This window comes from Pseudomonas sp. NFACC37-1 (assembly GCF_900101575.1).
Lineage (GTDB): Bacteria > Pseudomonadota > Gammaproteobacteria > Pseudomonadales > Pseudomonadaceae > Aquipseudomonas > Aquipseudomonas fluorescens_AA.
On the sequence record NZ_FMUZ01000085.1, the window covers coordinates 1 to 2,243 of the forward strand.

Annotated in this window: 1 protein-coding gene and 2 pseudogenes; all 3 read left to right on the forward strand. The window is 45.4% G+C overall.

Translation table 11 applies throughout. From position 1 onward, the window contains the following. Positions 1 to 88: pseudogene (locus BLP82_RS31105) on the forward strand (transposase); the annotation flags it as partial. Between the two features lie 81 nt (positions 89 to 169). After that, positions 170 to 703 carry a hypothetical protein gene (locus BLP82_RS29950; RefSeq protein WP_092177183.1) on the forward strand — a complete coding sequence of 178 codons (534 nt, stop codon included), beginning with the start codon at positions 170 to 172 and terminating at the stop codon, positions 701 to 703. Positions 704 to 790: 87 nt separating this feature from the next. Further along, a pseudogene (locus BLP82_RS29955) lies at positions 791 to 1,465 on the forward strand (hypothetical protein); the annotation flags it as partial. Positions 1,466 to 2,243: the final 778 nt, after the last annotated feature.

A 2,243-nucleotide genomic window follows, 5' to 3' on the forward strand; every position in this document is an offset into this window, starting at 1 on the left:
CCGTTTCGTAGATGAGGTCGAGCGGATTGTGGGTGTGCGGGTAGAGCAGCGAGGGCAGGGGCGGCCGAGGACTGAGCCGGGAAAATAAATCTGTCGCCTTTTCTCGTCGCCTTTTCTCTTTTGAGGGAAATGTTCCGCAGTCTGTTCTTAATAGCTTAGGGTTGAACTGATGAAGAGTTGTCAGGGTAATATTTCCAAAGATTCGTTGAATCTGTTTGCTTCGGATATTGGTTCCGGGGAATTTTTTTCGTACGTAGGGAACTTGGTTTCATTGGAGCAAGCAATTTCTGTTTTAGGTTTGCTTTCTCCTGATTTTATTGAGTTAGAAGGTCACGTTTTCTGGCTGCCTAACGCTCAGCAATACGACCCGCAAAAATTTCCTTTGAAGGGGCTGGTCGAGACTGAAGCTGGTGTGTTGAAACAAAGTTCATCACGTAGAGACGTTGAACGATACAAAAATATTTTTTCAATAAATCAGTTCTTTTCAAAGTGGGAAGATGCGCCGGGTAGGCCAGTATTTAAGGTCGGTCTGTCGGAGGAGGATTATCGCCTTTGTCATATATTTGCCGAGCAGATCACCAGATATTGGAGGAAGGCGTTATCGGATTGCTTTCCGGAGAAGGTGTTTCAGTTTGAAATTGCTGATGATCTTCTCGATGAATATGGGGTTTGTCTGACATTTTGGCAGGTAACCTCCGAGTAAAAAGTGGCGCAGAAGGGTCCAAAACAGGGAAATAAAAGGGGGGCAGATTTATTTAGGTCTGGAAAATAAATCTGTCCCCTTTTCCCACAAATTGTTGGTGTCTTGGCAGCAGCGGCGCAGGAGGATACGGATGCCAGCAAGATGGATAAGGGCGGGTGGATTGCCAAAAACGCCACGCAGTACAACTTTTTGGGCGATCACGGCTATGGGCAGGCAGCAGCGTCTCTTGCTGAGTATATGCAACGCAGCGGTGCGACTGCCGAAGAGGTTGCACAGGCGCAACGAGACCTTGCGGAGGGACAAGGTTTTGATGGCGTTCTACCGGCCAACGAGTTCGTTAAGGCTTGGGGCGAATTCATGGCTGGAGAGGTTGCAGGACTGGGGCTACTCTCCTTTATAGGGAAGCTTGGTTCGTGGGCTTCAAAAGGGATTCAGAAGGTTCCTGGTTTTGGAGAGGTAGATGACTTCTTTGCATCACAATCGGCTAACCTCAACAAAAAACTGGGAACAAAAATTGGTGAGGGTCGCCTGCCCTATGAAACAAGCAGGGCCGGTGTAGAGCAGGCTAAAACGACGGTTAAAGAAACCTTAGAGAACGTTACGTCTGTGAGTCCATTGATCCCCAGCTCAACTGTGCGAGGAAATTATGACCTCATTCATGTGTACAGCTCCAAGACTAATAGCACCGTAAGTCTGCGAGTGTTGCCAGATGGAAAGTACGAGTTTGATACATTGATTCCAGAGAAATCATCTAAATTTTAATGTGGAGGGCGAAAAGCTGTGCTGATCAATGAGGTATTGCGCGATGTCAGATTTCGCTCATTTTTTATGAGTGGAAATTTGGTTTGTGAATTTTTGGTATTGTATTTTAAGTTTTCTAAATCTGGGTGGGTGTCACTAACAATTGGCGAGGGCGTGTCAAGGTTTTTAAAGTTAAATTCAGAACCGGAATTGCTGGAGTTGTCTGAAATAGATGATGAGTTTGCGTACCCGATTAAGTCGTTAAGCGGGTTGGATAAGTATCTAGGATTGAAAATTTTGTCGGTATATGAGTACAGGATTAGTGATGTCGATGAAGGTTGCGTTGGAGTGTATTTGAATTTCGGAGGCTGCGGGCTTAGTGTGATTGAGTCTAATGAGTGTCTGTCAGTTGTAGATGATGTGGTTAAATTTTCTGATAGTAAGATTTCGCTTCGTAAAATGAGAGTTTAGTTGGTGCAAAAGGCACACTGAATACATATTTGCTTGATGAGTTAACCGCTAATGGTGTGAAATTCACCCCGGAGAATATCATCGCAACGACTCGTGACTCTAGCGGGAAAATTGTATTTCTAGAGGCCGGAAACTCAAAAGCCGGATTGCAACATTTCATTGAGGAACATGGAAGTCAGTTCGCTCAGATGGGTGTGTCGGCAAAAGGGGACAGATTTATTTGATTTTTTGCTACGCTGAAAGCTTCCATGGAGGAGGAATCAAATATGCCCAGGATGGGACGTATTGTTTTACCGAATTACCCGCATCACGTAGTGCAGCGAGGCCA

Bases quoted from the DNA above. Each gene is read 5' to 3' on its own strand.
- BLP82_RS29950 (WP_092177183.1), top strand. From the start codon at position 170: ATGAAGAGTTGTCAGGGTAATATTTCCAAAGATTCGTTGAATCTGTTT.